The following is a 402-nucleotide window of genomic DNA, read 5'->3' on the forward strand; positions in this document are numbered from 1 at the left end:
CCTGATCCTCGGCCAGGACACGGAACTGACGCGCCTGCCCTGGGTCAACCGCAAGGTGCGGCGCTGGGAGCCGGAGCCCTTCCGCTGGCTCGGCGTCCATTCGATGTACCAGCTCTACCATCTCGCCGATCGCCGCGAAGCCGCCGGGCTTTCGCACACCTCGAAGCTTGCCGCCCTGGCTGACGCCATCACCGGCCACTAGAGCAGTTCCCCGTTTCACGGAAACGGCGGCCTGCTCTAACTCATTGTTTTGACGCAATTCCGGACGGAAAACCGTTCACACTTTTCCTGGAATTGCTCTATTGCGGATCAGCATTTCATGGAGCCCAATTTGATCGATCTTTCGACTTTCCACGACCTCGCCACGGCCGATATCGGGGCGTTCTCGCCGAAGCCGACCTC

Annotated in this window: 1 pseudogene; it reads left to right on the top strand. The window is 60.9% G+C overall.

The window, feature by feature from the left end:
* A pseudogene (locus EOA32_RS38020) lies at nt 1–202 on the top strand (FAD-dependent oxidoreductase); the annotation flags it as partial.
* Between the last annotated feature and the right edge of the window lie 200 nt (nt 203–402).

The organism is Mesorhizobium sp. M1A.F.Ca.ET.072.01.1.1, assembly GCF_004023325.1.
Lineage (GTDB): Bacteria > Pseudomonadota > Alphaproteobacteria > Rhizobiales > Rhizobiaceae > Mesorhizobium.